General features: G+C 52.9%; 23 protein-coding genes. 3 read left to right on the top strand and 20 right to left on the bottom strand.

What is annotated here, in order from left to right; translation table 11 throughout:
• Positions 1–104 precede the first annotated feature (104 nt).
• Positions 105–962, top strand: coding sequence for a TrmH family RNA methyltransferase (locus ESZ91_RS02065; protein WP_161971008.1), 858 nt, complete (start codon positions 105–107; stop codon positions 960–962).
• Positions 963–1,005: 43 nt separating this feature from the next.
• On the opposite strand, the gene ESZ91_RS02070 is transcribed toward ESZ91_RS02065, so the two are convergent.
• From ESZ91_RS02070 to ESZ91_RS02105, 8 genes are all read right to left on the bottom strand, one after another.
• A complete protein-coding gene (locus ESZ91_RS02070) occupies positions 1,006–1,533 on the bottom strand; it encodes a hypothetical protein (protein ID WP_129223633.1) in 528 nt (175 codons plus the stop codon).
• Between the two features lie 77 nt (positions 1,534–1,610).
• A complete protein-coding gene (locus ESZ91_RS02075) occupies positions 1,611–3,095 on the bottom strand; it encodes a DUF1846 domain-containing protein (RefSeq protein WP_129223635.1) in 1,485 nt (494 codons plus the stop codon).
• Between the two features lie 99 nt (positions 3,096–3,194).
• A complete protein-coding gene (locus ESZ91_RS02080) occupies positions 3,195–4,922 on the bottom strand; it encodes an ABC transporter ATP-binding protein (protein ID WP_129223637.1) in 1,728 nt (575 codons plus the stop codon).
• A gap of 50 nt (positions 4,923–4,972) precedes the next feature.
• Positions 4,973–6,412 carry a monomeric [FeFe] hydrogenase gene (locus ESZ91_RS02085; protein ID WP_129223639.1) on the bottom strand — a complete coding sequence of 480 codons (1,440 nt, stop codon included), beginning with the start codon at positions 6,410–6,412 and terminating at the stop codon, positions 4,973–4,975.
• 12 nt (positions 6,413–6,424) lie between these two features.
• Complete coding sequence (locus ESZ91_RS02090) at positions 6,425–7,585, bottom strand: SpoIIE family protein phosphatase (RefSeq protein ID WP_129223642.1); 1,161 nt, start codon at positions 7,583–7,585, stop codon at positions 6,425–6,427.
• Positions 7,585–9,285 (bottom strand): [Fe-Fe] hydrogenase large subunit C-terminal domain-containing protein, encoded by a 1,701-nt coding sequence (locus ESZ91_RS02095; protein ID WP_129223644.1) that lies wholly within the window; start codon positions 9,283–9,285, stop codon positions 7,585–7,587. The genes ESZ91_RS02090 and ESZ91_RS02095 overlap by 1 nt, the downstream gene beginning before the upstream one ends.
• A 10-nt stretch (positions 9,286–9,295) precedes the next feature.
• Complete coding sequence (locus ESZ91_RS02100) at positions 9,296–9,544, bottom strand: (2Fe-2S) ferredoxin domain-containing protein (protein WP_129223646.1); 249 nt, start codon at positions 9,542–9,544, stop codon at positions 9,296–9,298.
• Positions 9,545–9,705: 161 nt separating this feature from the next.
• The gene (locus ESZ91_RS02105; protein WP_161971009.1) at positions 9,706–9,939 is read right to left on the bottom strand and encodes a helix-turn-helix domain-containing protein; all 234 of its coding nucleotides are present in this window, start codon (positions 9,937–9,939) and stop codon (positions 9,706–9,708) included.
• A gap of 85 nt (positions 9,940–10,024) precedes the next feature.
• Here ESZ91_RS02105 and ESZ91_RS02110 point away from each other — a divergent pair, with 85 nt between their 5' ends.
• Positions 10,025–10,315 (top strand): hypothetical protein, encoded by a 291-nt coding sequence (locus ESZ91_RS02110; protein ID WP_129223650.1) that lies wholly within the window; start codon positions 10,025–10,027, stop codon positions 10,313–10,315.
• Between the two features lie 34 nt (positions 10,316–10,349).
• Here ESZ91_RS02110 and ESZ91_RS02115 read toward each other — a convergent pair whose 3' ends face one another.
• The 6 genes from ESZ91_RS02115 to ESZ91_RS02140 form a co-directional block, all read right to left on the bottom strand.
• Entirely contained in the window at positions 10,350–10,997 is a 648-nt protein-coding gene (locus ESZ91_RS02115) for an ABC-2 transporter permease (RefSeq protein ID WP_129223652.1), read from the bottom strand.
• Complete coding sequence (locus ESZ91_RS02120) at positions 10,982–11,833, bottom strand: ABC transporter ATP-binding protein (protein WP_129223654.1); 852 nt, start codon at positions 11,831–11,833, stop codon at positions 10,982–10,984. Before ESZ91_RS02120 ends, ESZ91_RS02115 begins: the two co-directional genes overlap by 16 nt.
• Complete coding sequence (locus ESZ91_RS02125; RefSeq protein WP_129223656.1) at positions 11,830–12,057, bottom strand: AbrB/MazE/SpoVT family DNA-binding domain-containing protein; 228 nt, start codon at positions 12,055–12,057, stop codon at positions 11,830–11,832. Before ESZ91_RS02125 ends, ESZ91_RS02120 begins: the two co-directional genes overlap by 4 nt.
• A gap of 121 nt (positions 12,058–12,178) precedes the next feature.
• Positions 12,179–13,420: a Gfo/Idh/MocA family protein gene (locus ESZ91_RS02130; protein ID WP_129223658.1), complete on the bottom strand. Its 1,242-nt coding sequence runs from the start codon at positions 13,418–13,420 to the stop codon at positions 12,179–12,181.
• Positions 13,421–13,429: 9 nt separating this feature from the next.
• Positions 13,430–14,116, bottom strand: coding sequence for a polysaccharide deacetylase family protein (locus tag ESZ91_RS02135; protein WP_129223660.1), 687 nt, complete (start codon positions 14,114–14,116; stop codon positions 13,430–13,432).
• A 10-nt stretch (positions 14,117–14,126) separates the two neighbouring features.
• Positions 14,127–15,311, bottom strand: coding sequence for a pyridoxal phosphate-dependent aminotransferase (locus tag ESZ91_RS02140; protein ID WP_129223662.1), 1,185 nt, complete (start codon positions 15,309–15,311; stop codon positions 14,127–14,129).
• A 140-nt stretch (positions 15,312–15,451) separates the two neighbouring features.
• Here ESZ91_RS02140 and mgtE point away from each other — a divergent pair, with 140 nt between their 5' ends.
• Positions 15,452–17,152: a magnesium transporter gene (mgtE, locus tag ESZ91_RS02145; RefSeq protein WP_161971010.1), complete on the top strand. Its 1,701-nt coding sequence runs from the start codon at positions 15,452–15,454 to the stop codon at positions 17,150–17,152.
• A gap of 457 nt (positions 17,153–17,609) precedes the next feature.
• Here mgtE and ESZ91_RS02155 read toward each other — a convergent pair whose 3' ends face one another.
• From ESZ91_RS02155 to ESZ91_RS02180, 6 genes are all read right to left on the bottom strand, one after another.
• Entirely contained in the window at positions 17,610–17,849 is a 240-nt protein-coding gene (locus tag ESZ91_RS02155) for a thioredoxin family protein (RefSeq protein WP_129223668.1), read from the bottom strand.
• Between the two features lie 18 nt (positions 17,850–17,867).
• Positions 17,868–18,836 carry a permease gene (locus ESZ91_RS02160; RefSeq protein ID WP_129226229.1) on the bottom strand — a complete coding sequence of 323 codons (969 nt, stop codon included), beginning with the start codon at positions 18,834–18,836 and terminating at the stop codon, positions 17,868–17,870.
• Between the two features lie 272 nt (positions 18,837–19,108).
• Positions 19,109–19,384 (bottom strand): ArsR/SmtB family transcription factor, encoded by a 276-nt coding sequence (locus ESZ91_RS02165; protein ID WP_129223670.1) that lies wholly within the window; start codon positions 19,382–19,384, stop codon positions 19,109–19,111.
• 276 nt (positions 19,385–19,660) lie between these two features.
• Positions 19,661–20,602: an AEC family transporter gene (locus tag ESZ91_RS02170; RefSeq protein ID WP_129223672.1), complete on the bottom strand. Its 942-nt coding sequence runs from the start codon at positions 20,600–20,602 to the stop codon at positions 19,661–19,663.
• Between the two features lie 64 nt (positions 20,603–20,666).
• Positions 20,667–21,563, bottom strand: coding sequence for a ribokinase (rbsK, locus tag ESZ91_RS02175; RefSeq protein ID WP_129223674.1), 897 nt, complete (start codon positions 21,561–21,563; stop codon positions 20,667–20,669).
• Positions 21,560–22,582, bottom strand: a complete 1,023-nt coding sequence (locus ESZ91_RS02180) for a LacI family DNA-binding transcriptional regulator (RefSeq protein ID WP_129223676.1) — start codon at positions 22,580–22,582, stop codon at positions 21,560–21,562. Before ESZ91_RS02180 ends, rbsK begins: the two co-directional genes overlap by 4 nt.
• Between the last annotated feature and the right edge of the window lie 3 nt (positions 22,583–22,585).

A 22,585-nucleotide genomic window follows, 5' to 3' on the forward strand; every position in this document is an offset into this window, starting at 1 on the left:
CTCCTAAATTCACTCGATACCATTGTATGCGCGGCGCGTTTTTCCTGCCACCGAGCCGAATTTCCGAGCGAAGAACCTTGACAACCGAACCTTCGTGTGATACTATGAAAGGCATGAATACGGAACTTTCTGCCTTTTTAGAAGAGAAAAATTTTCTGCCCGTCGGCGAGCAGAATCCCAAGATCAAACAAATCAAGGGAATATTATCCAATTCCAAACCCAACCCGCAGAAACTGTTTGTGGCGGAGGGCATCTGGATCTTGAAGATGTGCGAAAAATTCGCCGCGCCCGTCGAATCGCTGGTGCTCTGCCCCGCGCATATCCGCACCGCGGAGGCCGCCGAACTCGTAAAACGGCTCGCCGCGCGCGCGGGCGGACTGTACACCGTTTCGGAAAAGACGTATGAAAAAATTTCCGAACGCGGCCAGCCCGACGGACTGATGGCGCTTTGCAGGCTGCCCCGTTTCGAACTTTCCGACTTCTCGCCCCCGAAAAACGCGGTCATACTCGTTCTGGACGGCATCGAGATCCCCGGCAACGTGGGCACGATGCTGCGCATGGCGGACGGCGCGGGGCTGGACGCCGTGTTTATCTGCAACCGCAAGGCAAGGCTCACCCACCCCAAACTCATCAAGGGCAGCCAGGGCGCGATATTGTCCGTTCCCACGTTCGAATTCGAAACGGTGGAAGAGTGCCGCGCCTGGCTCAAAGCGCACCGCGTGATCGTCTATCTCGCCGACACGCGCGCGGAGCGCAATTATTACGAAGAACCGTTCGGCGTAAAATGCGCGCTGGTGATGGGCAGCGAGCGCTACGGCATTTCGCGCGAATGGTACGAGGGCGAATACAAGATGATCGCCATTCCCATGCTGGGCAGTTGCGATTCTTTGAACGTGGGCGTAGCCGCCACCGTGCTCGCTTACGAGGCCTCCATCAAAAACAAATTGAATGCGAGAACATAAAAAAAGCCGAGCGAAATCCGCTCGGCTTTTTGTTTTTGCATAATCAGATGACCACGGGGTTGTGCTGATACAGCGTAAACAGAAAGGTGTTTTTGATTTTTTCCAGAAAGTCTACCATAAATTCGCTCGTTTCGAAATGTTTGAATACGGCGAACACCAAAAGCAGCAGAAGAAGCACAGCCGCCACGGTGAACACGGCGCCTAAAAGGCGGTTCAAAAAGCGCATGACGACGTTATCGAGTTCGAATACGCCGCCCACGCAGCGCACGACGACGACGCGCACGATCTGCACCACGAAAAAGAGCGCCACGTAGTAAATGACGTTGCCCAGATGCAGATAGCCGAGAAAACTCCAAAGCCCCGCGAAATATTCGTCCCCTTTCACGATGAGTTCGCCCACCGCGGGAATGCCTTTTATCATGCCGCCGAACGTAAATACGAGAAAGACGGATAAGAGAATGCCGAAGATGCCCTTCGTAAAGAAACGTAAGGAACGGCCGAACCCCAAAAGGAGCCCGACGGCTGCGAGCGCGACCGCCACGATCAAAGTTATGGAATCGATATTATTCAAGATTACTCCTCCCTGTCGGAAATGATTGCCATTCCCGAAAAACATAAACGGGAGAAAACCAAATTTCCCCGCAAAATTTAAAAGCCGTAAAGATCTTTCGTGCCGAATTCGGGTTCGCAGGTGACGTTGACGCCGAGTTTGCGCATGACCGAAAGATCGCCTTCGGGCAGAATGCAAGAACTGTGCGCCTCGCAGTCTTTCAACGCTTTGAGTTTATCCATCGCCTTTTCCACGACGGGATTGGTCGCCGCGCAGATGCTCAGCGCCGTCAAAACGTCGGAAAGGTTGAGTTTTATTTTATCCTCGCGCAAAACTTCTTTTTTGAGGGTGATGATGGGCGCGAGCACGATGGGCGAAAGAAGAAGGATATCGTCGCTCAAATCTGATAAAAGTTTGACCGCGTTTAAAACCGCGCCCGAACACGCGCTCATCAGTTTGCTCGATTTGCCCGTCACGATCCTGCCGTCTTCCAGTTGAATGGCGACCGCGTGCGAATTGCACTTTTCCGCCTTTTCCAGAGCCGCCCGCACGATGGTGCGTTCGTCCACGGAAATTTTGTTTTCGTTCATCAGAAGTTGGATGCGCTGCAACGCGGCCTCGTCGGAATTGCCGCTCTTATAGTCGCACGCCGCCTTGTAGTAGCGGCGGATGATCTCCTGCCGCGCCGCTCTTCTGGTCACTTCGTCGTCGCAGACGGCGAATCCCGCCATGTTGACGCCCATATCGGTCGGCGAACAGTACAGATTTTCGTCGCCCGTGATCTTGGTCAGAATGGAGCGCACGATGGGGAAACATTCCACGTCGCGGTTGTAATTGACGGTGGTCACGCCGTACGTTTCCAGATGATAGGGATCGATCATATTGATATCCCCGAGATCCGCCGTCGCCGCCTCGTACGCCACGTTGACGGGGTGGCGCAAGGGAAGGCTCCATACGGGAAAGGTTTCGAATTTTGCATAACCCGCCCTGACGCCGCGCTTGTATTCGTGATACAACTGCGAAAGACAGGTGGCGAGTTTGCCGCTCCCCGGCCCCGGCGCGGTGACGACGACGAGCGGGCGCGTGGTTTCGATATAAGGGTTGGCGCCGTAGCCCTCGTCGGAGACGATGACGTCCACCTGCGTGGGATAGCCCTTGGTCTTGTGATGGATATACGTCTTGATGCCGTGGCGGTGCAGTTTGTTGATAAAGTTGTCCGCGGCGGGCTGGTTTGTGTATTGGGTGACGACGATGCTGTTGATCAAAAGCCCCAACGCGCGGATCTTATCCACTAACCTTAAAACGTCCGCCCCGTAAGGAATGCCGAAGTCGGCGCGTATTTTGTTGCGTTCGATATCCGCCGCGCTGATGACGAAAATGATCTCCGACTGGTCTTTGAGCTGCAATAAGATCTTGCACTTCGCGTCCATCTCGAATCCGGGCATCACGCGGTAAGCGTGCAGATCGTCGAAAAGTTTGCCCCCGAATTCCAGATAGAGTTTGCCTCCGAACTTCTGAATGCGTTCCAAAATCTTCTCACTTTGCAATTTTACGTATAACTCGTTGTCGAAGCCCTTTTTCATCTGCAAACCTCAAATAAATATCATCTTGTATATTCTATCATAGTCCGCGCGAATTTGCAAACGAAGAACGCATTTTTCCCCGACGTTTTTCAAACTCCTTTAAGAGCGGAACGTTTTATAGTACAGGGCGGCGTACTCCCCGCCTTGCGCCAAAAGCTGCGCGTGCGTGCCGCGCTCTCGGATCTTCCCCTCGGAAAGGACGATGATCTCGTCGGCGTTTTGCACGGTGGAAAGGCGGTGCGCTACCACGATGCACGTTCTCCCTTCGGAAAGTTTTTCCAGAGAATCCTGTATCTGCATTTCCGTCACGTTGTCGAGCGCGCTCGTCGCCTCGTCGAGGATGAGAATCGGCGGATTCTTCAAAAAGGCGCGTGCGATGGAAACGCGCTGTTTCTGCCCGCCCGAAAGTTTGACGCCGCGCTCCCCGACCTGCGTATCGTAGCCGTCGGGCAGCGTTTCGATGAATTCGTGGATATTGGCGAGTTTCGCCGCGCGCACGATATCCTCGTCGCCCGCGTCCAGATCGCCGTAGGCGATGTTGTCGCGGATGGTGCCGCCGTACAGGAACACGTCCTGCGCGACGATGCCGATGCTCTTTCGCAGCGTTTCGCGCCTGACGTCGCGGATATCGATGCCGCCCACGGTGATTCTGCCGCCGTCCAGTTCGTAAAAGCGGGGAATGAGATGGCAGATGGTCGTCTTGCCGCCGCCGGAAGAGCCGACCAGCGCCACCGTTTTGCCTTCATCGATGGTGAAAGACAGATCTTCCAGCACGTGATTTTCGCGGTTCTCGCTGTCCTTATAGGCAAAATCCACGTGTTCGAAACAGATATCGCCGCGCAGAAGAGATACTTCCACGGGATGCTCGGGCTCGCTTTCGGGCTCTTTGTCTAAAATGTTTTGAAAGCGCTTGAAACCCGCCAGCCCGTCGGTGATCTGCTCGAACAGATTGACGAGCGTGCGGATGGGCGTCAAGAGCATGGTGACGTAGAGAATGAAAGCCGCGTAATCGCCCGGGTTTTCGACGATGCCGAAATAGAACAGCACGCCGCCGCCCACGATGGCGACAAGGTATAGAATATCGTTGAACAGGCTCATACCGCTCTGGAAAATGCCCATGTTCTTGTAGGCGGCGGTACGGGCGGCTTTGAACTCCTCGTTACTCTTATCGAACTTTTCGTCCTCTTTGCGGCTCGCGGTGTACGCTTTGGAAACGCGGATGCCCGAAACGGAAGATTCGATGCTCGCGTTGACTTCCGCGATCTTTTCGCGGCTCTTTTCGAAGGCGTCGAGCATGCGCCCCCGCATTTTGACGGCGAACAGCACCATCAGCGGCACGAACACAACCACGATGAGCGCCAGCCAGCCGTTGATGAGCGCCAGCATGACGATCGCTCCCACGATGCTGATGACCGACATGAGCGTATCCTCGGGGCCGTGGTGACACAGTTCCGACACTTCGAACAGGTCGTTGACGATGCGCGACATGATGGTGCCCGTCCTGTTTTCGTCGAAAAAGGAAAAAGGCAGCGTTTCCACGTGGCGGAAAAGTTTACGGCGCATATCCGCCTGGATGCGCACGCCGAGGACGTGCCCCCAGTAATTGACGATAAAAGTGAGCGCTGCCTTGACGGCGTACACCAAAAGGAGCGCCCCGCCCCATACGAGCATGAGCGTTAAAAGTTTGTTCGGCACGAAATCGTTGATGATCACGCGCGTGACAAAGGGATAAAAGAGATTGCACACCGCAATGAGGAACGAACTGACAAGATCGATGATAAATAATTTTTTATGCGGTTTGAAATACGCGAAAAATTTAGAGATCATATACTCCCACCGTAAAGCGAGGGGACGCTTGCGGCGTCCCCCTGCTGATTTCAGTTTTCTTCTTCCTTCAAACTCAGTTTATACAGTTTGACGGAATTTTCGATATCCTTTTCCTTGGCGGACGCGCCGTATTTATCGACGTCCACCACGTTTTTCGGACCGTGATTGAGACAGAGCGCGCCGTTCAGGCACCCGCCGTCGCACGCCATTCCCTCGAAAAAGTTTTCCGCCGCGCGGCCCATTTTCAGTTTCAGGAGATTCGCGCGGCATTCGTCGATGCCGTTCATGGCAACGGGCTTGATGCCCTCGACGCCCATGCCCGCCGCAACGTCGGCTACGCCCTGCGCAATGCCGCCGCTCTTGGCGAAGATACGGCCGTAGAAAGAGGCGTTGTCCAGCGCGGTCTCCTCGAGCGCGCCCACTTCGATGTCGCGCGCGTCCAGAAACGCCTGCAACTCCTCAAAGGACAGAACGCTGTCGATCGCGCCCTTGGTCTTTTCCTGTTTGTATTCGAGTTTTTTGCTGGCGCAAGGCCCGATAAAAATGACTTTTCCCGTCGGGTCGGTGCGCTTGATGAGCATGGCGGTCTCCACCATGGGCGAAACCGAACTCGATACGTATTTTTTCAGATCGGGGAAATTTTTCTCCACGAACAGTACGAACGACGGACAGCACGAGGTCGTCAGAACGCCCTTTTCCTTCCATTCCCGCGCCTCGTGGTACAGCGTGATGTCCGCGCCGAGCGCCGCTTCGACCACCTGGTGGAAACCGAGTTTGCGGATGCCCGTGACGACCTGCTCTATTTTGGCGTATTTGAACTGGCTGACGATGGAGGGCGCGATGACCGCGTACACGTTGTATTTTCGGTTGTTTTCGGATTTTTTCAGAATGTCGATGGACTCCATGATCATGGATTTATCGACGATGGCGCCGAAGGGGCATTGATAGACGCACGCGCCGCAGGAAATGCACTTGTCGTTGTCGATGCGCGCCTTTTTGTTTTCGTCCACGTTGATCGCCTTGACCTTGCAGGAAGTGACGCACGGCCGCTTTTGCGCGATGATGGCGCTGTACGGGCACGCCTGCGTGCATTTCCCGCATTCGATGCACTTGCTCTTGTCGATGACCGCCTTTCTGTCGATGATCTGAATGGCGTCCTTCGGGCAAGCCTCCTTACAGCGGTGTACGATACAGCCGCGGCAGGACGGCGTGACGAACACGCCCCCGATGGGACATTCGTCGCAGGCGATGTCGATGACTTCCACCACGTTGGGATTGTTTTTATTGCCGCCGAGCGCCAGTTTGATACGTTCCTGCACGATGGCGCGCTCCTTATAGATACAACAGCGCATTTCCGCCTTGGGTCCCGGAGAGATCTCTTTGGGGATATCTATGTAGACGTTATCGTAACAATGTTCGTATTCGTTTTTGATGAGCGCCTTTAAAACCAGATATTTGAGTTTTTGTACGCTCGTATCGAAAATTCTCATATTCTTAACTCCTCAATCATAATCGACCGCCACGGTTTTTCCCATTTTTTTCAGGTTTGCGGCGAGCGACTCTACCAATTTCAACTTCATGGTGATGTCGATGGGCAGCCCCTGATGCGCCGCGTTGATGCTCTGCCCCACGAAAAAATGCACGCTCGTCGCCTCTTCGAACAGCACGTTCGCCAAGAGCGACGCGCCGTCCTTTTTGGAATACCTCTTGGGCGTCAGATCGCTGACCGACAGGTATTTTTCCGAAAGTTCCAAGAGCCTGCGCAGAGTGAGAACGCCCTCGGTGGTGAGGTCGATGCCCTCGATATAGCCGATGGGCGGAACGTCCTTGTCGGGAAAATCGAAACTCGCGCGCACTTCCGTCTTTAAATGGCGCGCCACGATCTGCGAACTCGTGCCGCCGCAGACCACCTTTTTCCCTTCGCCCGACAAAAAGCGGGCGATATAAAAATCGTCTTTTTCCTTGTCCACGGGCGGGCCGACCATGATATTCACGTTGAGCGCCTCGCGAATGCGCACCGCAGCCACCGTCGTATCGTCGCCCGGCTTATCCAGATACAAGTCGTTGCACACGCCCGCCAAAAGACAGGCGACGGCGCGCGCGCTCATGCCCTTTTTCACCGTTCTGTCGAGAAAGTCTTTGACCTCGGGGCGCTGCCAGCCGAGATTGAGCGTCATGCCGATGCCCGCGTGGATCACCCCGTCGCTCATCACCACGATCACGTCGTCCTTTTGAAGGGCGAGCGGGCTTTTATAGACGGTCTTGCCGAGAATGTTCATCGCCTCGCGCGGCAAATCGGAACACTTTTCGCCGCGGATGAGGATCGCCTGCGGATTGTCGAATTCGAACAGCACCCCCTCGCCTTTGCCGTTGACGTGAATGACCGAAAACGTGGAATAGGCGACGCCGCGCACCTTGCATACGGGCAAAGATTGCAGTATGGTCTCCACGCAGTCCTCGATCTCCACGTCGTTGCTGACCATAGTGCACAGGATCTTGGAGGTGAGCGTGGAGAGGATATTCGCCTTGACGCCGCTTCCCAGCCCGTCCGCCAGAACCAGCGTGGTGTAGTCGCCGCAGACGGCGCACTCCACGCGGTCGCCGCACAGTTCCTCGCTCGTTTTATTGAGGGAAGTGTACCCTGTTTCCAGACACAGAGCCATTACTTTTCCTCCGTATTTTCCTGTAAAGTCTTTTTGAGTTTTAAAAGCGCCACCTTGGTCTCGGCGGTCGTCTCGCCGAGGAGCGACGCGATCTCCTGCGCCACGCGCATCTGCTTTTTGATGACCTCGTCGGTGGTGGTCAGCGTTTCCATCTTCACCTTGTCGAGATGTTTCGCGGCGTTCGTTTCCGCCGTAATATCTTTCATTACCGCGTACGTGCCCTGTTTATCTTTGAGAACGATGATGGTCAGTTCGATGTAGGCGTCCGTCTTTTCGAGATAGACTTTTTTGTTGTAGAGATTCCTGTTGTCGTTCTGCGCGAGCACGAAATCGGTGGGGTTGAAATAATGAAATATGCCCTGCCCCTTGACGTCGTATTCCCTGATGCCCAAAAGTTCTTTCGCCTTGGCGTTGATCTGCACGACGTTGAGATCGTTGTCCAAAAGCACGATGCCGTTGGGGCTGGTCTGTATGATCTCGTAGGACATGCTCTCGGCGCGTTCGCGCATGAAGGGCACGCACATTTCGATATTGGCGTAGCCGTTGGCGACCGCCCACGCCTTTTCGTAACAGGTATCGTAGCCGCAGGCGCCGCAGTTGAGCATATCTTCGGGCTTGAATTTGCCCGTTTTTTCGAGAATTTCGGTAATTTCCCGCTGGGTGGGAATAAAATCTTCGCTCTTCCGCCTCGTATGCACGTGCGTGAAGTCGAGATCCGAGGGCACGAACTCTTCGGAAACGCGCGCGGAAATATCTTTTTGCACGTATCGGCGGATATCCGCGTTGGCTTTGATCGCGCCCGCTTTCAGCCCCAGCGAACACGGACCGTTGACGCACGCCGATTCGCAGGAATTCATTTCGATGAACATACCCGAAAGGCTCTCGATATTTTCCAGAACTTCGGCGCATTTTTTCGCGCCGTCCACAGCCACGAATTCGTAGCCGTCGATATAGTGCTCGAACGATTTGATGACGCCGCGGCTGATGGGATAAAATTTGGCGCGGTTGGCGCCGCCGCCGCAAAATTCGGGCAGACGGGCGAGCGTCGCAAGGTCTATGTCCGCGGTTTCGAACATAGCGTTCAGATCTTCGAACGTAAGCACGCCGTCCACCACGCCGCTGTGTTTCGCCTCTTTCTTTTTGGCGATGCACGGCCCTATAAAGACGATGTCCGCATCGGGAAAGCGCTTTTTGAGCATTTTCGCGTGCGCGACCATGGGCGAATCGACGGGCGCGAGATAGCAAAGCGCCTCGGGATAGTACAATTCGATCATGCTGTTGACCGCAGGACAGCAGGAAGTGATAAAGTTTTTGAATTTGCCGCCTTCGAGCAGTTTTTTATACTGATACGTGACTTCGCGCGCGCCGACGGAAGTTTCTTCCGCGTCGAAAAAGCCTAACTTTTTGAGCGCGAGTTTCATCACCGAAAATTCCTGTAAGTTGAAGGAAGAAACAAAGGAAGGCGCCACGCTGGCGATGACTTTGCCCTTTTTTAAGAGCGCTTCGACCTCCGCGCGTTCGGTATGCACGCTCTTGGCGTTCTGCGGGCATACTTCGGTACAGCGCCCGCAAAGGATACAGCGGCTCTCTATGATTTTTGCCTGATGGTCTACGACCTTGATCGCCTTGACGGGGCATTCGCGCAGACATTTGTAGCAGTCCTTGCAGCGCGCGTTTTTGAAATCGAGATACCCGTACATACTTTTTCTCCTATTTTTTGAGGCGCGACACGACTTCGGTCAGAAACAGTTCCTCCGCGTTGTCCTTATTGGCATTATGCACTAAAACGCCGTCGGAAATGACGCTGACGCCGTTCATGCAGTTCCCGACGCAGAAAGTCGCCTGCAGATCCACTTCGTCCTCCACGCCGTATTTTTTGACGAGGCGTTTGAATTCCTCGATCACGTCGTAAGACCCTCTCAAATGGCAGGAACTGCCCACGCATACTTTCACGACCATAACGTAAAACCCCTTTCGATTATTTCTTTTGAAAGCGGGACGCGCCCGCATAGATACCGTCATTATTATATCCCGAAACCGCCCCTTTTGTCAATGCTTTTCCCTTCTTCCGCCCCGCCCGAAATATGGCAAAATGAAAGACGCGGCGGCAGCCGCGTCTTTCATTGATTGATTTTTGTTCCCGTGTCGTCCTCATCCTCTAAGCCGATTAAATAATCTGCCGTTACCTCAAGAACTCGACATAATGCCCGAAGATATTCGATTGAAGGTTGACTTCGTCCCCTTTCCCACGAATAAATACTATCATCGGTTGTGCCGATTGCTTCCGCAAGTTGTTTTTGAGTTTTCCCGCTTAACTTTCGAGCATCTTTGAGTTTTGTTGTAAAAATATCCATGGCATCATTATACCGTAAAATATACGTGAAAGTCTTGACAACCGTAAAAATTACGGTTATAATTGTTACACAGGAGATTTTTATCATGAAAAATAACAAAACCGAACAAAATTGCGAAAACTGCCGATATTATTTACAGCATTACGCCAAAAGCAACACTTATTTTACTAAGGTGTTTTGCGGGCACTGCACGAATCCTCTCGCGAAAGCGCGGGACAAACGGAAAAAATATAATATCGTCTGCGAGCATTGGGAACCGATAGAAATACGCGAACGGGAACGGAAAGAAGCCATCGAGCGCACTTTGCGGAATATGGCGAAACAAATAGAGAGTATCGCGATGATCTTAAAGGACGACGAACAAGGCGCGGAATAAATTCCGCGCCTTTTCAAGCGATATCCCCCTATGATTATAAGTCCGCCTTTTCAAAATTTCTTTGCGAGAGTTTTACGGAGAGGAACGAAGCGGCGGCGTAAACCGCCGCGCCAATCGCGAAAACGACGGCTTTCGCGCCGAAATGCAACGGGTCGCGCGTGTCGAGCACGTCCTTGAACAGAGGCGCGATCTGGCAGCACACGGTGACTGCGGCGACGGCGAGGAAAATGAACACCGCACCGAACGCGAACGGCTTACCCACTTTATTCGGGTTTTTGAAATAGAGCGGGAAAAAGATCAGGTTGAAACCGCCGAGCATCATGAGCCCGAACCCGAGAAAAGCGGCGTTCGCCTCCATGCCCGCCAGATTCGGCATATTGATCCACGCGCTCTTGATCGCGATGAAGGGCACGCACAAAACGATTTGCGCCAATTGCAATATCATGCAGAAGAGCACGCGCGCGGCGGCTACGTCGCGCTTTTCGACGGGCAAAACGCAGGAAAAAGGCAGATCTTTGTTTTCGCGCCCCGTCAGGCAGATGAAGAACGCCGAAAGCCCCGAAAAGAAAAACATGACTTCATAAGGATAGTTGGGAATAAACACCATCGCCGCAAAAAACACGAACAGCGCGGATGCAGGGTGCAGGGCGAGCGAAAATTCTTTTTTTAAGAGTGCGGACATTCTTTCTCCTTTTTGCGCGCGGTTTCCAGATGGATCATCAGCGCGTCGAGATCGGCGGGGCGGCGCGCCGCGCAGTCAGAGGGCGCGCCCGCGGCGATCAGCCCTTCGTATCCGTTTTTGACTTCTTTCAATCCGACGACTTGCTCCTTCGGCATTTCGGCAAAACAAGCGACTTCGTATTTTGCCAAAAGTTCCCCAATCGCCCCCGCGGCGAGCACCTCGCCGTCGGCAATATACACGATATCGTCCGCCACGCGCATCAGATCGGAAGTGATATGCGTGGAAAACAGCACGGACACGCCCTCTTCTTTGACGACTTTTAAGATCAGATCGCAAAATTCTTCGCGCGAAAGCGGATCCAGCCCGCTCGTAGGTTCGTCCATGATCAAAAGTTTCGCGCCGTGTGACAGGGCGAGGGCGATGAAATATTTGACTTTCATGCCGTCGGACAGTTCGGAGGGCTTTTTGTCCTCGTCCAGCCCGAACGCGCGGAGATAATTTTTGTATGCATCGGCGTTCCAGCCCTTATAAAAGCGGGCGGCGCATTTGCCGATCGAACGCAGTTTTTTCAGAGGATAATAGGAAAAACCGCCCGCCACGTAGCCGATCTGTTCCTTGATCTCGCGCTCATGCCGCGCGATATCCTTACCGAAAAAGAGCACGCGCCCTCCGTCGGTGCGGATAAAGCGCAAGAGCCCTTTCATCGTGGTGCTTTTGCCCGCGCCGTTGCGTCCGATCAGCCCGACGATGCGCCCCTCTTCCACCGAAAAACTTACGTCATGCAAGCGGAAAGAGGGATATTCCTTGCATAATTTCTCCACGCAGAGCGCTTTCATTTTTTCTCCCCGTCTTTTTTCAGGTTGTAGACGTTCTGCCAGAACGTCTCGGCGTATTCGAAGGGCTGCATGGCGATGCCCTGCCCCTTGTCCGCCAAAAACAGCAGCATATCCCCCTCTTTAAGCGAAAACATATCCCGCGCCTCTTTGGGGATCACGATCTGCCCTTTAGGTCCGATCTTGATGGTCGCCATAAACTTTCCTTCGGGAAAAGGTCCCGTCATTTGCCTTGACCTCCGTTTGAATAGTAAGAATTTTCCTACTTTTCTTACTATACTATCATAAAAAAAGGAAATTGTCAAGCGTTCGGGCAATTTCCCTTCATATATTTTTGTGAATGAAACTTTACGACTCTTTCTTTTTGCGTTCGATCTCGGCGCGCTGTGCGGCGTACAGCGATTCGGGATAGTCGGGCGTGGGATAGCAGCTGACGGGATTTTTCGTAAAATCGTTGTCCGCTTTCATCACGCTCGTATCGTCGGCGCGGAATTGATCGCGCACGGCGCGGTCGCGGAAATCGGGGATCTCCACGGGAATGCCGCCGCGGATGGAGGAAAGGTGCGCGAAATGCCCCACAAAGTGCATATCGAGCGCCTCGTACACGCCGATCCCGTCATTGGAAAGGTTGTTGATCGCGCGGATAAAATTGCGCATGGTGAACATATCGCTGCCGCCGTGGCCGTACGTTTCGGCAAGTTCGGTCAATTCGTCGGTGGGGACGTACGTCTTGTATTCCTCGCCGCACACGTCGTCAAGACTGATCGAAACTTCCGCCGTGCCCTTGCCCAGCCCCTCGCGGCCGCTTTCGATCTTGCCTTTGCTGCCGTACATACAGTACCAGACCGAATTGCGGGCGGGCGCGATGCCGTGCAGACTCTTGACGATGCCGCCGTTTTCCAGCGTGACCATTTCGACGGCGAACGGCGTCGCCGCGCAGCCCATGCGCGAAGTTTTTTCGTTGTAGGGAACTTCAAAACCCGTCACGCGCACGGGGCGCAGGCGCGTCGCGTGCAGGATGGGACCGAAAGAATGGGTGCTGTAATAGAAAGCGTCCATGGTGTTGCGCCAATGGCGGCGGCTGCCGTGCGTCAGTTCGCCCCAACCGCCCTCGCAGTTGTGCAGATATTCCCCTTCCGCATACTGAAACTCGCCGAGTTTGCCCTCGCCGTACAGTTTTGTCATCTCCCGCGCCGCCAGCGAAAAGCAGTAATTTTCCGCATAATGGTACACTTTGCCGCTCTCTTCCACAGCGTCGCACAGTTCCGCCGCCTCTTTTAAAGTCTGTACGGGCAAAACCTCGCTAAGTACGTGCAAGCCGCGTTTCAGACATCTGATCGCGAAAGGCGCGTGTTCGTTGGCGTAATTGGCGAGCACGACCGCCTCGACGCCGCTTTCCAAAAACGCGTCGAAATCGCTGTAAAACGAAGTCTTATAGTTGTTCTCCGCAAAATATTCCTTGAGGTGCGCGAGTACTTCGGGACTGAAATCGCATACAGCCGCGATCTCGCAGTCGTCGGATTTCACCGCGTAGTTCATCATCGTCTTGCCGCGGAACCCGCCCAAAACGCCGATCTTTACTTTCTTCATTTTCACTCCTTATTTATGGGCATATTCCCATACCTGCATATTCGTCATGCAGACCGCGTCTTTTATGTTTGCGAGGCGGGAAAGCACGCGTTCGGCGCGTTCCCAGCCGTCGTCAACGTCCATTTCGTAGGTATGCCCCCACAGATATAACAAACTGTCGCCCTGCGCCGCGCAGAATTCGTCGATCAGTCCGTCCGCGCGGCCGTCGAGGATATGCGCCGAGGGATTCCACAAGAGAAAATCCGAAGGAAACTCCAGCGCGTACGTATCGACTATGGTGCGCGCATAGCGGATCTTGGTATATTTGCGCAGCAGATCGACGACGAGACGGTCGTAATTCGGATGCCCGCCCGGATACGCCATGCCGAGCACGGGATACCCTGCGAGCGAGGAAAGCGTGACCGAATCGCCCACGACCTGTTCGAGGATGTCCGCGTCGGAAAGCCCCGTGAGCATGGGATGCGTGCGCGTGTGCACCGCGACCTCGAACCCGTCGTACAGCGACGCGACTTCGCACGCTTCTACCTTGTTGTGCGGAACGCGCGACTGATTTTTACCCGTGATCACTTCGCCCTCCGTACCCAGAAGCGCGGAATTGACGTTGAACGTGCAGGTCAGTCCGTATTTTTTCAATAATCCGATAAAGCGCCGATCCTGCGTCACGCCGTCGTCGAAACTGAGCGTAAATATTTTCATGGTTGCCCCCTTACAGCGAATATTCTTTCGCAAGTTTTTCGAACGCGGGCAGAGCGCGCGCGATCATATCGGGCGACACGCAGTAAGCGATGCGCACGTAGCCCTTACAGCCGAAATCGTCGCCGGGAACGAGCAGCAGATCGTATTTCTTCGCGCGTTCGCAGAAGGCGGATGCGTCGGGTTCGGGCGTTTTCATGAACAGATAAAACGCGCCGTCGGGCCGCACGCAGGAAAAGCCGCATTTCGTAAGGTGATTTAAGAGCGTATCGCGGTTTTTCCGATAGACGGACACGTCGGACGTTTTGCCGACGCAGCGGGCGACGAGTTTTTGAAAAAGCGAGGGCGCGCACACGTAACCGAGCGCCCTGCCCGCGCCGCAGACGGCGAGGTATAATTCTTTCGCCCCCTCCGTTTTCGGGTTGACATAAATATATCCGATGCGCTCGCCGGGAAGGGAGAGCGATTTGGAGTACGAATAGCATACAATGGAGGGAGTATAGAATTTCGTGATATAGGGAACTTCCACGCCGCCGTACACCAGTTCGCGGTACGGCTCGTCGGAAACGAGGTAGATCGTATGCCCGAATTTTTCCGACGCCTTTTCGAGCGTTTCCGCAAGGCGCGCGACCGTTTCCCTGTTATACACGACACCGCTCGGGTTGTTGGGCGAGTTGACGAGCACGGCGCGGGTGTTTTTGCCGAGCACCGCTTCCAGTTTTTCAAAATCTATCTGGAAAGTATCGGGATCGCTCTCTACCGCCACAAGGCGCGCGCCCGCCGTTTCGGCAAAGACCTTGTATTCGGTGAAATACGGCGCGAACGTGACCACTTCGTCCCCTTCCTCGCACAGAGCGGAAAGCGTGATCGTCAGCGACGCAGCCGCGCCGACCGTCATATAAATGTAATTCTCGTCCGCGTTTTCATCGTAATTCCCGCGGATATGGGAGGCGATCGCGCGGCGCACAAAAAGATCGCCCTGCGCGGAGGTATAGCCGTGCAGCGCAGTCTGGTCCGGCTCTTCGATGAGTTTTAAAAGCGTATCCTTTACGCAGGCGGGCGGCTCCACGCTGGGATTGCCCAAACTGAAATCATATACGTTTTCGGCGCCGATCTCCTGCGCGCGCGTTTTCCCGAATTCGAAAATTTCGCGGATGACGGAGCGCTTGCTGCCTAACTGATACATTCTCTGATTCATATTGCACCTTGTTTTCTTTTATTTTATCTGTATTGTAACACAAAACGCGCCGCCTATCAAGTTTATCGCGGGCGCGCTTGACAAATCCCGAAAAAAAACATATACTTTACAAAGAATCAATCAAACGGGAGGTGACTGCCTTGAAAGAAAAAATACTCTCCTTTCTCGACGACGAGCGCTACGAGGATCTGCAGGCATTGATAGACAATGCCACAAAGGAAGAACTTGCAAAAGTTTTGGAAACTCTGGACGAGGATCACCTTGCGAAACTTTTCGACTGTCTGGACAAAGAACTCGCGGCGGACGTGTTCGTGCTTTTAAAGCAGGAAACGCAGAAAATGCTGCTGGAACATTTCAGCGACATAGAAATGCAGGAAGTCACCGAAGAGATCCTCGACGAAAAGCCCGAAGAACTTTTGGAAAGCATGCCCCTCGACGTCGTGCAGGAAGTTCTTTTGAAAGCCGATCCCGAACAGCGAAACGACAAGATCGTAGAAATCTTGAATTTTTTGGAATATAAAAAATTCGTACAACTCAAGCCGCTCTTATCCGAACTCAAACCGATGGACATCGCGGAGATCTTTGCCGAGATCGACGAAGAAAAACTCCCGCTCATCTTCCGTCTGCTGCCCAAAGAACTGGCGGCGGAAACGTTCGTGGAAATGAACAGCACACAGCAGGAACTTTTGATCCGCTCGTTTTCCGACCACGAATTGAAACTCATCTTAGAAGATCTGTTCGTCGACGATACCGTAGATCTGATCGAGGAGATGCCCGCAAACGTCGTCAAACGCATTCTGATGCAGGCGGACAGCGAAACGAGAAAATCCATCAACGAAATTTTAAAATATCCCAAGGACAGCGCGGGCAGCATCATGACCACCGAGTGCATTTCCCTTCGGCAGGACATGACCGTGCAGCAGTGTTTTGAAAAGATCCGCGCGCAGGCGATCGACAAGGAGACCATCTATACCTGCTACGTGACCGACAATCAGAAAAAACTTTTGGGCATCGTGACGGTGAAAGATCTGCTCCTGCATTCGTACAACGAGCGCGTGGAAGATTTCATGCAGGACAATTTCGTGTACGCGGATACCCTGACCGACAAGGAAGACGTTGCGAACACGCTTTCCAAATACGATCTTTTGTCCATTCCCGTCGTCGATCAGGAAAACCTGCTCGTAGGCATCGTCACCGTAGACGACGCGCTCGACGTCATTACCGAAGAGGCGACGGAAGATATATCCTTCATCAACGCGGTCACGCCGTCCGACAAACCCTATCTGGAAACGGGCGTATTCCGCATCTATCTGCACCGCATTCCCTGGCTGTTGATCTTAATGATCAGCGCCACGTTCACGGGGCTTATCCTGAATACCTACGAAGCCATGCTTTCCACCCTGTTGGTGGCGTGCGTGCCCATGATCATGGGTACGGGCGGCAACGCGGGCAGCCAGGCGTCCGTCACGGTCATCCGCGGCATGGCGCTCGACGAAATACGGCCGCGCGATATCTTGAGCGTCATCTGGAAAGAGATACGCGTATCGCTCCTCGTTTCCGTTTCCGTCGGCTTTGTGTGCTTTGCAAAATTGCAACTCATCGACCGTTTCATCTTCGGCTATCCCTATACCCTGCTCTACTCCGCCGCCGTGGGCGTGGCGATCATGTTCGGCGTCATCGTGGCGAAGATCGTGGGCTGCTGCATTCCCATCTTGGCAAAAACTTTGAAGATCGACCCCGCGGTATTCGCAAATCCCTTTATCACGACCTTTACGGACGTTTTGTCCCTCCTCATTTTCTGCGGCGTGACGCTGGGTCTGTTCGGGCTCGGCACCGTGTAAACAAATTAAAAAGAGCCTCGGCAAAGCGCAGTTCCCATAGGGAAAAAGAAAATTAAACAAAACCCTTTCAGTGAGTCAAACAAAAACAGGATTTGAAGTTTATTCAAGTCCTGTTTTTTTCTTATGGTGTTTTTTCGTTGTGTAACGGTCTTGCCGATGTTTTTCCGCCCTCTATTTCCACGATAATCCGTTGATGACAGTTCTCACAGCGAACGACAGTATTCTTTGCTTTTCTCTTGCGCGTCCATACCCGCTCCTTTTCTGCTAATTTTCTTCAAATCTCTTTTTTAGTACTCTATAATGATTTTCATTTGACTTATCCCCGTCATTATCAGGAAACAGGCAATATGGCAAACTATCTGTGACTCTATGTTTCATAACGCATTTGCGGCACTGTCCGTGATTCGGGCAACTAACCTTTGGGCAAATACATTCATTTACGTTAGGACAACTCATATTACTGCCTGTCTTTGATAAGTTTTTCAATTTGCTCCACTGAAAGCATTCGTCCGGCAGCCACGACTTTGCCATCCATTACAAGTCCGGGGGTAGCCATTACGCCGTACTTCATAATTTCAGACATATCGCCAATGCTTTCAACAGGTTCTGTAATGCCGCAGTTTTTTGCGGCGATTACAGCGTTTTCGTGATTCTTCTGTGATTTTTTACAGCAGTTGCCAAGTGTTACGATTTTCATTTTTGTTATCCTCCTAAATTATATAAATAAGAAATTCAATGCATTAAAGATGTAGCCGATAGCGATAATTCCTATCACTACAATCAAGATAAACCAAAATAACAATTTCGGTTTTACCGCCTTTGACAACATAATCATTGACGGCAAAGACAGCGCTGTTACGCTCATCATAAACGCAAGGATGGTTCCGACTCCGACTCCTTTTGCGAAAAGCGCCTCTGCCACAGGGATGGTTCCGAATATATCGGCATACATCGGTACGCCGACAACGCTTGCTACAAGTACACTATACCATTTATCTTCGCCGACTACCGCCTGTATCCATTCGGTAGGTATGAAATTATGAATCGTTGCCCCTATTCCGACACCGATTAAAATGTATATCCATACTTTTTTCAATGTGCCGAGCATCTGGTCTTTGGCATAAATCAATCTATCTTTTTTTGTCAGTTCGGTGCCCTCAATTTCGGCTATTTCTCCTTCAAGAATAAATTCCCGAACATTTTTACCGACACCTGTTGTTTCAATGATCGTTCCGCCCACCACAGCAAGCACAAGTCCGACAACGACATAGGCAATCGCTATCGGAAAACCAAACACGCTTGCCAATAAGATGAAAGCCCCCAAATCCACAAGCGGACTTGAAATCAAAAAACTGAATGTGACGCCGCCGGATAGTCCTGCTCTCGTAAAGCCCATAAAAATGGGAATGGACGAACAACTGCAAAACGGCGTCACTGTTCCGAGCAAAGCACCCACGATATTTGCTCCAACACCGTGAAATTTTCCCAGTATTTTCTTTGTTCTTTCGGGCGGGAAATAACTTTGAATATACGATATAAGAAAGATAAGTAAGCAAAGCAAAATAATTATCTTAATGGTATCGTAAATAAAGAACTGTATCGCACTGCCCCAATGCGTTGCCATAAACTCCGCACCGAACATACCCGTAAAAGCCTTTCCGATCAGCGTGTTCAGCCATTGCATACCTAATATCTGTTTGGTAATAAAATCACCGAATACAGTAATGCCATTGACTCCGTCAACAATGGCTGCAATACCGACAGCCAGACCGATTGCAACAAGGATTCCGAGAAAGATCAATAAGACTTTATGCTTGTTGTACCAAGACTTTTTCTCGGTCGGCTGCAAAGCATTGTTTTCTGTTTTATCAACCTTTTTGTCTTTCATATAAGCCTCCCATAACATTGATATTTATCTATTTGATGAACAAAAAATATATGCGATTTTTACTCGCACTATTTTTTCGTTTGCATACACTTTGTATGATTCAAAAACAAAATCAACCCTTGCAATTTTTCACAATCGATAGAGTAATATGTCCATTTCCAATCTTTTTCTGCTTTTACAAGCCCGCAATCGCAAAGTATTTTCATATGATGAGAAAGTGTCGGCTGCGTAATGTGGAGTTGCTCCAATATTTTACAGGCGCAAAGTTGCCCGTTTTGCAACATTTCGAAAATTTTAAGTCTTGTGCTTTCTCCCAATGCTTTCAGTATTTCGACATATTCCATATGTTCACCTCGCATAGACAACTATCTATATTATATGCATTAAAAAGCGTTTTGTCAACTAATTATTATAAATATTTTTACGGACAAAATTCGGGATCGAATACCGATGCTTCAAAATAAATTTTCAAAAAATTCCATATAACGTCAAACTTTTGAGAGGTAACTTTCCAATATAAGTGTAGGGTAAAAAATTTTCGGAAACACCCCTACAAAAGGAGAGATTTTTCCCATAGTATTGAGGGGATTATGGGTATTAAGGCAAACGAGACTCTTTTTTTATAACAACGGTATCAGAAGAGAAAGTATCGGGATGGTCAGCACGCACAGGAGCGTGTTCGTAAGCGTTGCTTTTGCCGCGGTGTCACAGTCGCCGCCGTACATTTCCGCAAAATTGAGCGCGGACGAAGCGGACGGCATGGCGAAAATGATGAACAGCGCAACGATCACGGTCGTTTCGACGGGAATCAAGAGGCGCACGAGCAGCATGACGCCGAGAGCCGCCAAAGGGCTTACGACGAGTTTGACGAGAGCGACGCCGTACACGGGAGCGCTCGTGAACAGGCGCGTGAATTTGATATCCGCAAGGCGTATGCCGAGAATGACCATGGAAAGCGGCAGCGTCATATCGCCGAGATAGCCGATGGTCGTGAGCACGTTGTCGGGCACGGACACGTTGCAGAAAAAGAACGGCAGAGCCAGAACGGTCGCAATCGTGGGCGGGTTCAGCAGAATTTTGACAGGCTTTATTTTGCTCTTGTCGCCCGTGATGGCGTACACGGCGAGCGTCCAGGTCATGGCGTTAAAGACGATATTGAAAATGACCGTATATAAAATAATGGTATCGTCGGAGGGAAACAGCGCCTTCATGACGGGGATCCCCATAAACCCCACGTTGCCGAGATAAGAAGACGCGACGCAGATGCGGCGCGTCGGCTCCTCTTTGACTTTTACGAAAAATAATTTGGAGAGAAAGTACAGCATCAGCTGCAACACTACCGCGAACAGGGCGACCGCCGCAAAATCGGGCAGCAGCGACGTCGTGAACGTCTTGTTTAAAAGCGAGGACACCATCAGAAAAGGCTGCGCCACATACAATAAAAGCACCGCCAGCGCGTTGGACGCGCCGTCGGGCAGAAGTTTCGCCTTTTTGAGCGCGAACCCTGGCACCGCCAGCGCAATGACCAATAGTACGATGAGAAACGTCGATAAAAAATCCATTCAAAATGCCTTTGTCGGTTATTCATCGCATATTTTAAGCGTTTCTTTGCGCGCTGTCAACGCTTTATAAACGCTTTTCCAAAAATTCCCGCACTTTCCGCTCGAACGGTATGGATTGTTGCGCGCCCTGTTTCGTCACCGCGAGCGACGCGGCGGCGAGCGCGTACGAAACAGCCGCGCGTTCGTCCTCCCCGGCGCTCAGCCGCGCGGCGAGCGCGCCGCAGAATGTATCCCCCGCGGCGGTGGTATCCACGGCGCGCACTTTGGGACAGGGGATCCGTATCCGTTCCCCGCTTTTACAGTACAGGCAGCCCTGCCCGCCCAGCGTGACGATGAGCGTTTTCACCTTGCCGCAAAGCGCGTCTACGGCCTCTTCGAAATTTTCTCTGCCGCTCAGTTCCGCCGTTTCCGTCTCGTTGGGCACGAGATAATCGACGTACGGCAGAAACTCCGCGCGGAACCCCTTGGCGGGCGCGGGATTGAGAATGGTCGTCATGCCCTTCTCCTTGGCGCGCCGCAGGGCAAACAGCACCGCATCGCTGTCGATTTCCAGTTGCACGAGCAAGATATCTCCTGCCTCCGCCTCGCGAAGGCACTGCTCCGCCTTGGAAATATCCATATGCGCGTTGGCGCCCGCGCCGAGCACAATACAGTTGTCGCCGTCCACGACGGTGATGACCGCCACGCCGCTGGGGGCGTCCTCCCGCGTAACGAAGCGCGTATCTACGCCGCAGGCTTTGAGCCCTCCGATAAGGATATCCCCGAAATCGTCGTTGCCGACGCAGGCGCAAAAGCGCGCGTCGCCGCCCGATTTTTGCACCGCGACCGCCTGATTGGCGCCCTTGCCGCCGGGATTGGTAAAGAAATCCCGCCCGTGAATGGTTTCGCCCATCAATGGCAGGCGGTCGGAAGCGATGACCAGATCCATATTGATACTGCCGACGATAAATACTTTTTTCATTCGATCTCCTCTTTCAGATTTTTTACCGTTTGCCGCTCGATAAGGCGCGGCACAAATAGTGGCGGGTTCTCGGCATCTTCCCCGCGCATCCGTCGGAGCAAAAGTTCCGCAGCCGCGGCTGCCATATCTTTTACGGGTTGGGATATCGTGGTCAGCGGCGGGTTCGCGAGGGCGGAAAATTGCAGATCGTCGTACCCGACGAGCGACACGTCGTCTGGGATCCGGACGCCCGTTTCCGCAGCCGCGCGCATGGCGCCGTACGCTTGCAGATCATCGGAGGCGAACAGCGCGGTCAGGCCCCTGCCGAACAGCGCTTTCGCCGCGCGTTCGCCCCCTTCCGCCGTAAATGGCGCGTTTATCGCGAGCGGTCTTATCCCCGCTTCCGCGAGCGCGTCGCAAAAGCCTTCCAGCCGCAGCCGCGCGCCGACGAGCGCCGCAGGCCCCGCGATACAGCCGATCTTCGTATGCCCGTTTTTCAACAGGCATCGCGCCGCCGCGTATCCGCCCGCCCGATGATCCGCCGACACGCGCACGCACGGTAGTGCGGGATAGCGGTCCAAATAGACGTACGGGATCCTAATCTCCTCCAACAACGCGGCGAACTTTTCGGCGTTTTTTTCTTCCAGCGTTTCCGCGGCGGGTGCGACGATCAGCCCGTCCGCACCGCGCGCGGCGAACAGCCTCAAAAAGCGCTCGTCCTGTTTCGCCGTGCCGTCGCCGCTGCACAGCAGCACGTCGAACCCCTCTTCGCCCATTCTGCGCTGAATTTCTTTGAACGCTTCCCCGAAAAACGCGTTGGAAATATCGGGCACCAGTACGCCCACGGTATCCGAACGGCTGGTGACGAGGCTTCGCGCCGCCGAGTTGGGACAATAGCGCAGTTTTTCCGCCGCCGCCCGCACCTTTTCTTTCGTCTTTTGCGGAATGCCGATCTCTTTGCCGTTGAGCACCTGCGAAACGGCCGAAACGGACAGCCCGCATTCCGCCGCCACTTCACGGATGGTCACTTTCTTTCCCATCTT

The sequence above is a fragment of the Candidatus Borkfalkia ceftriaxoniphila genome (assembly GCF_004134775.1).
In the GTDB taxonomy this organism is placed as follows: Bacteria; Bacillota; Clostridia; order Christensenellales; family Borkfalkiaceae; genus Borkfalkia; species Borkfalkia ceftriaxoniphila.

What these genes read in the sequence shown, in the direction of transcription:
- ESZ91_RS02125 (WP_129223656.1), bottom strand. Translation starts at nt 12,057, where the DNA reads ATGACGGGACCTTTTCCCGAAGGAAAGTTTATGGCGACCATCAAGATC.
- ESZ91_RS02130 (WP_129223658.1), bottom strand. Translation starts at nt 13,420, where the DNA reads ATGAAGAAAGTAAAGATCGGCGTTTTGGGCGGGTTCCGCGGCAAGACG.
- ESZ91_RS02170 (WP_129223672.1), bottom strand. Translation starts at nt 20,602, where the DNA reads ATGGATTTTTTATCGACGTTTCTCATCGTACTATTGGTCATTGCGCTG.
- ESZ91_RS02110 (WP_129223650.1), top strand. Translation starts at nt 10,025, where the DNA reads ATGAAAAATAACAAAACCGAACAAAATTGCGAAAACTGCCGATATTAT.
- ESZ91_RS02095 (WP_129223644.1), bottom strand. Translation starts at nt 9,285, where the DNA reads ATGTACGGGTATCTCGATTTCAAAAACGCGCGCTGCAAGGACTGCTAC.
- ESZ91_RS02160 (WP_129226229.1), bottom strand. Translation starts at nt 18,836, where the DNA reads ATGCAATGGCTGAACACGCTGATCGGAAAGGCTTTTACGGGTATGTTC.
- ESZ91_RS02120 (WP_129223654.1), bottom strand. Translation starts at nt 11,833, where the DNA reads ATGAAAGCGCTCTGCGTGGAGAAATTATGCAAGGAATATCCCTCTTTC.
- ESZ91_RS02135 (WP_129223660.1), bottom strand. Translation starts at nt 14,116, where the DNA reads ATGAAAATATTTACGCTCAGTTTCGACGACGGCGTGACGCAGGATCGG.
- ESZ91_RS02085 (WP_129223639.1), bottom strand. Translation starts at nt 6,412, where the DNA reads ATGAGAATTTTCGATACGAGCGTACAAAAACTCAAATATCTGGTTTTA.
- ESZ91_RS02155 (WP_129223668.1), bottom strand. Translation starts at nt 17,849, where the DNA reads ATGAAAATCGTAACACTTGGCAACTGCTGTAAAAAATCACAGAAGAAT.
- ESZ91_RS02090 (WP_129223642.1), bottom strand. Translation starts at nt 7,585, where the DNA reads ATGGCTCTGTGTCTGGAAACAGGGTACACTTCCCTCAATAAAACGAGC.
- ESZ91_RS02100 (WP_129223646.1), bottom strand. Translation starts at nt 9,544, where the DNA reads ATGGTCGTGAAAGTATGCGTGGGCAGTTCCTGCCATTTGAGAGGGTCT.
- ESZ91_RS02075 (WP_129223635.1), bottom strand. Translation starts at nt 3,095, where the DNA reads ATGAAAAAGGGCTTCGACAACGAGTTATACGTAAAATTGCAAAGTGAG.
- ESZ91_RS02140 (WP_129223662.1), bottom strand. Translation starts at nt 15,311, where the DNA reads ATGAATCAGAGAATGTATCAGTTAGGCAGCAAGCGCTCCGTCATCCGC.
- rbsK (WP_129223674.1), bottom strand. Translation starts at nt 21,563, where the DNA reads ATGAAAAAAGTATTTATCGTCGGCAGTATCAATATGGATCTGGTCATC.
- ESZ91_RS02080 (WP_129223637.1), bottom strand. Translation starts at nt 4,922, where the DNA reads ATGATCTCTAAATTTTTCGCGTATTTCAAACCGCATAAAAAATTATTT.
- ESZ91_RS02180 (WP_129223676.1), bottom strand. Translation starts at nt 22,582, where the DNA reads ATGGGAAAGAAAGTGACCATCCGTGAAGTGGCGGCGGAATGCGGGCTG.
- ESZ91_RS02065 (WP_161971008.1), top strand. Translation starts at nt 105, where the DNA reads ATGAAAGGCATGAATACGGAACTTTCTGCCTTTTTAGAAGAGAAAAAT.
- ESZ91_RS02115 (WP_129223652.1), bottom strand. Translation starts at nt 10,997, where the DNA reads ATGTCCGCACTCTTAAAAAAAGAATTTTCGCTCGCCCTGCACCCTGCA.
- ESZ91_RS02165 (WP_129223670.1), bottom strand. Translation starts at nt 19,384, where the DNA reads ATGGAATATGTCGAAATACTGAAAGCATTGGGAGAAAGCACAAGACTT.
- ESZ91_RS02105 (WP_161971009.1), bottom strand. Translation starts at nt 9,939, where the DNA reads ATGGATATTTTTACAACAAAACTCAAAGATGCTCGAAAGTTAAGCGGG.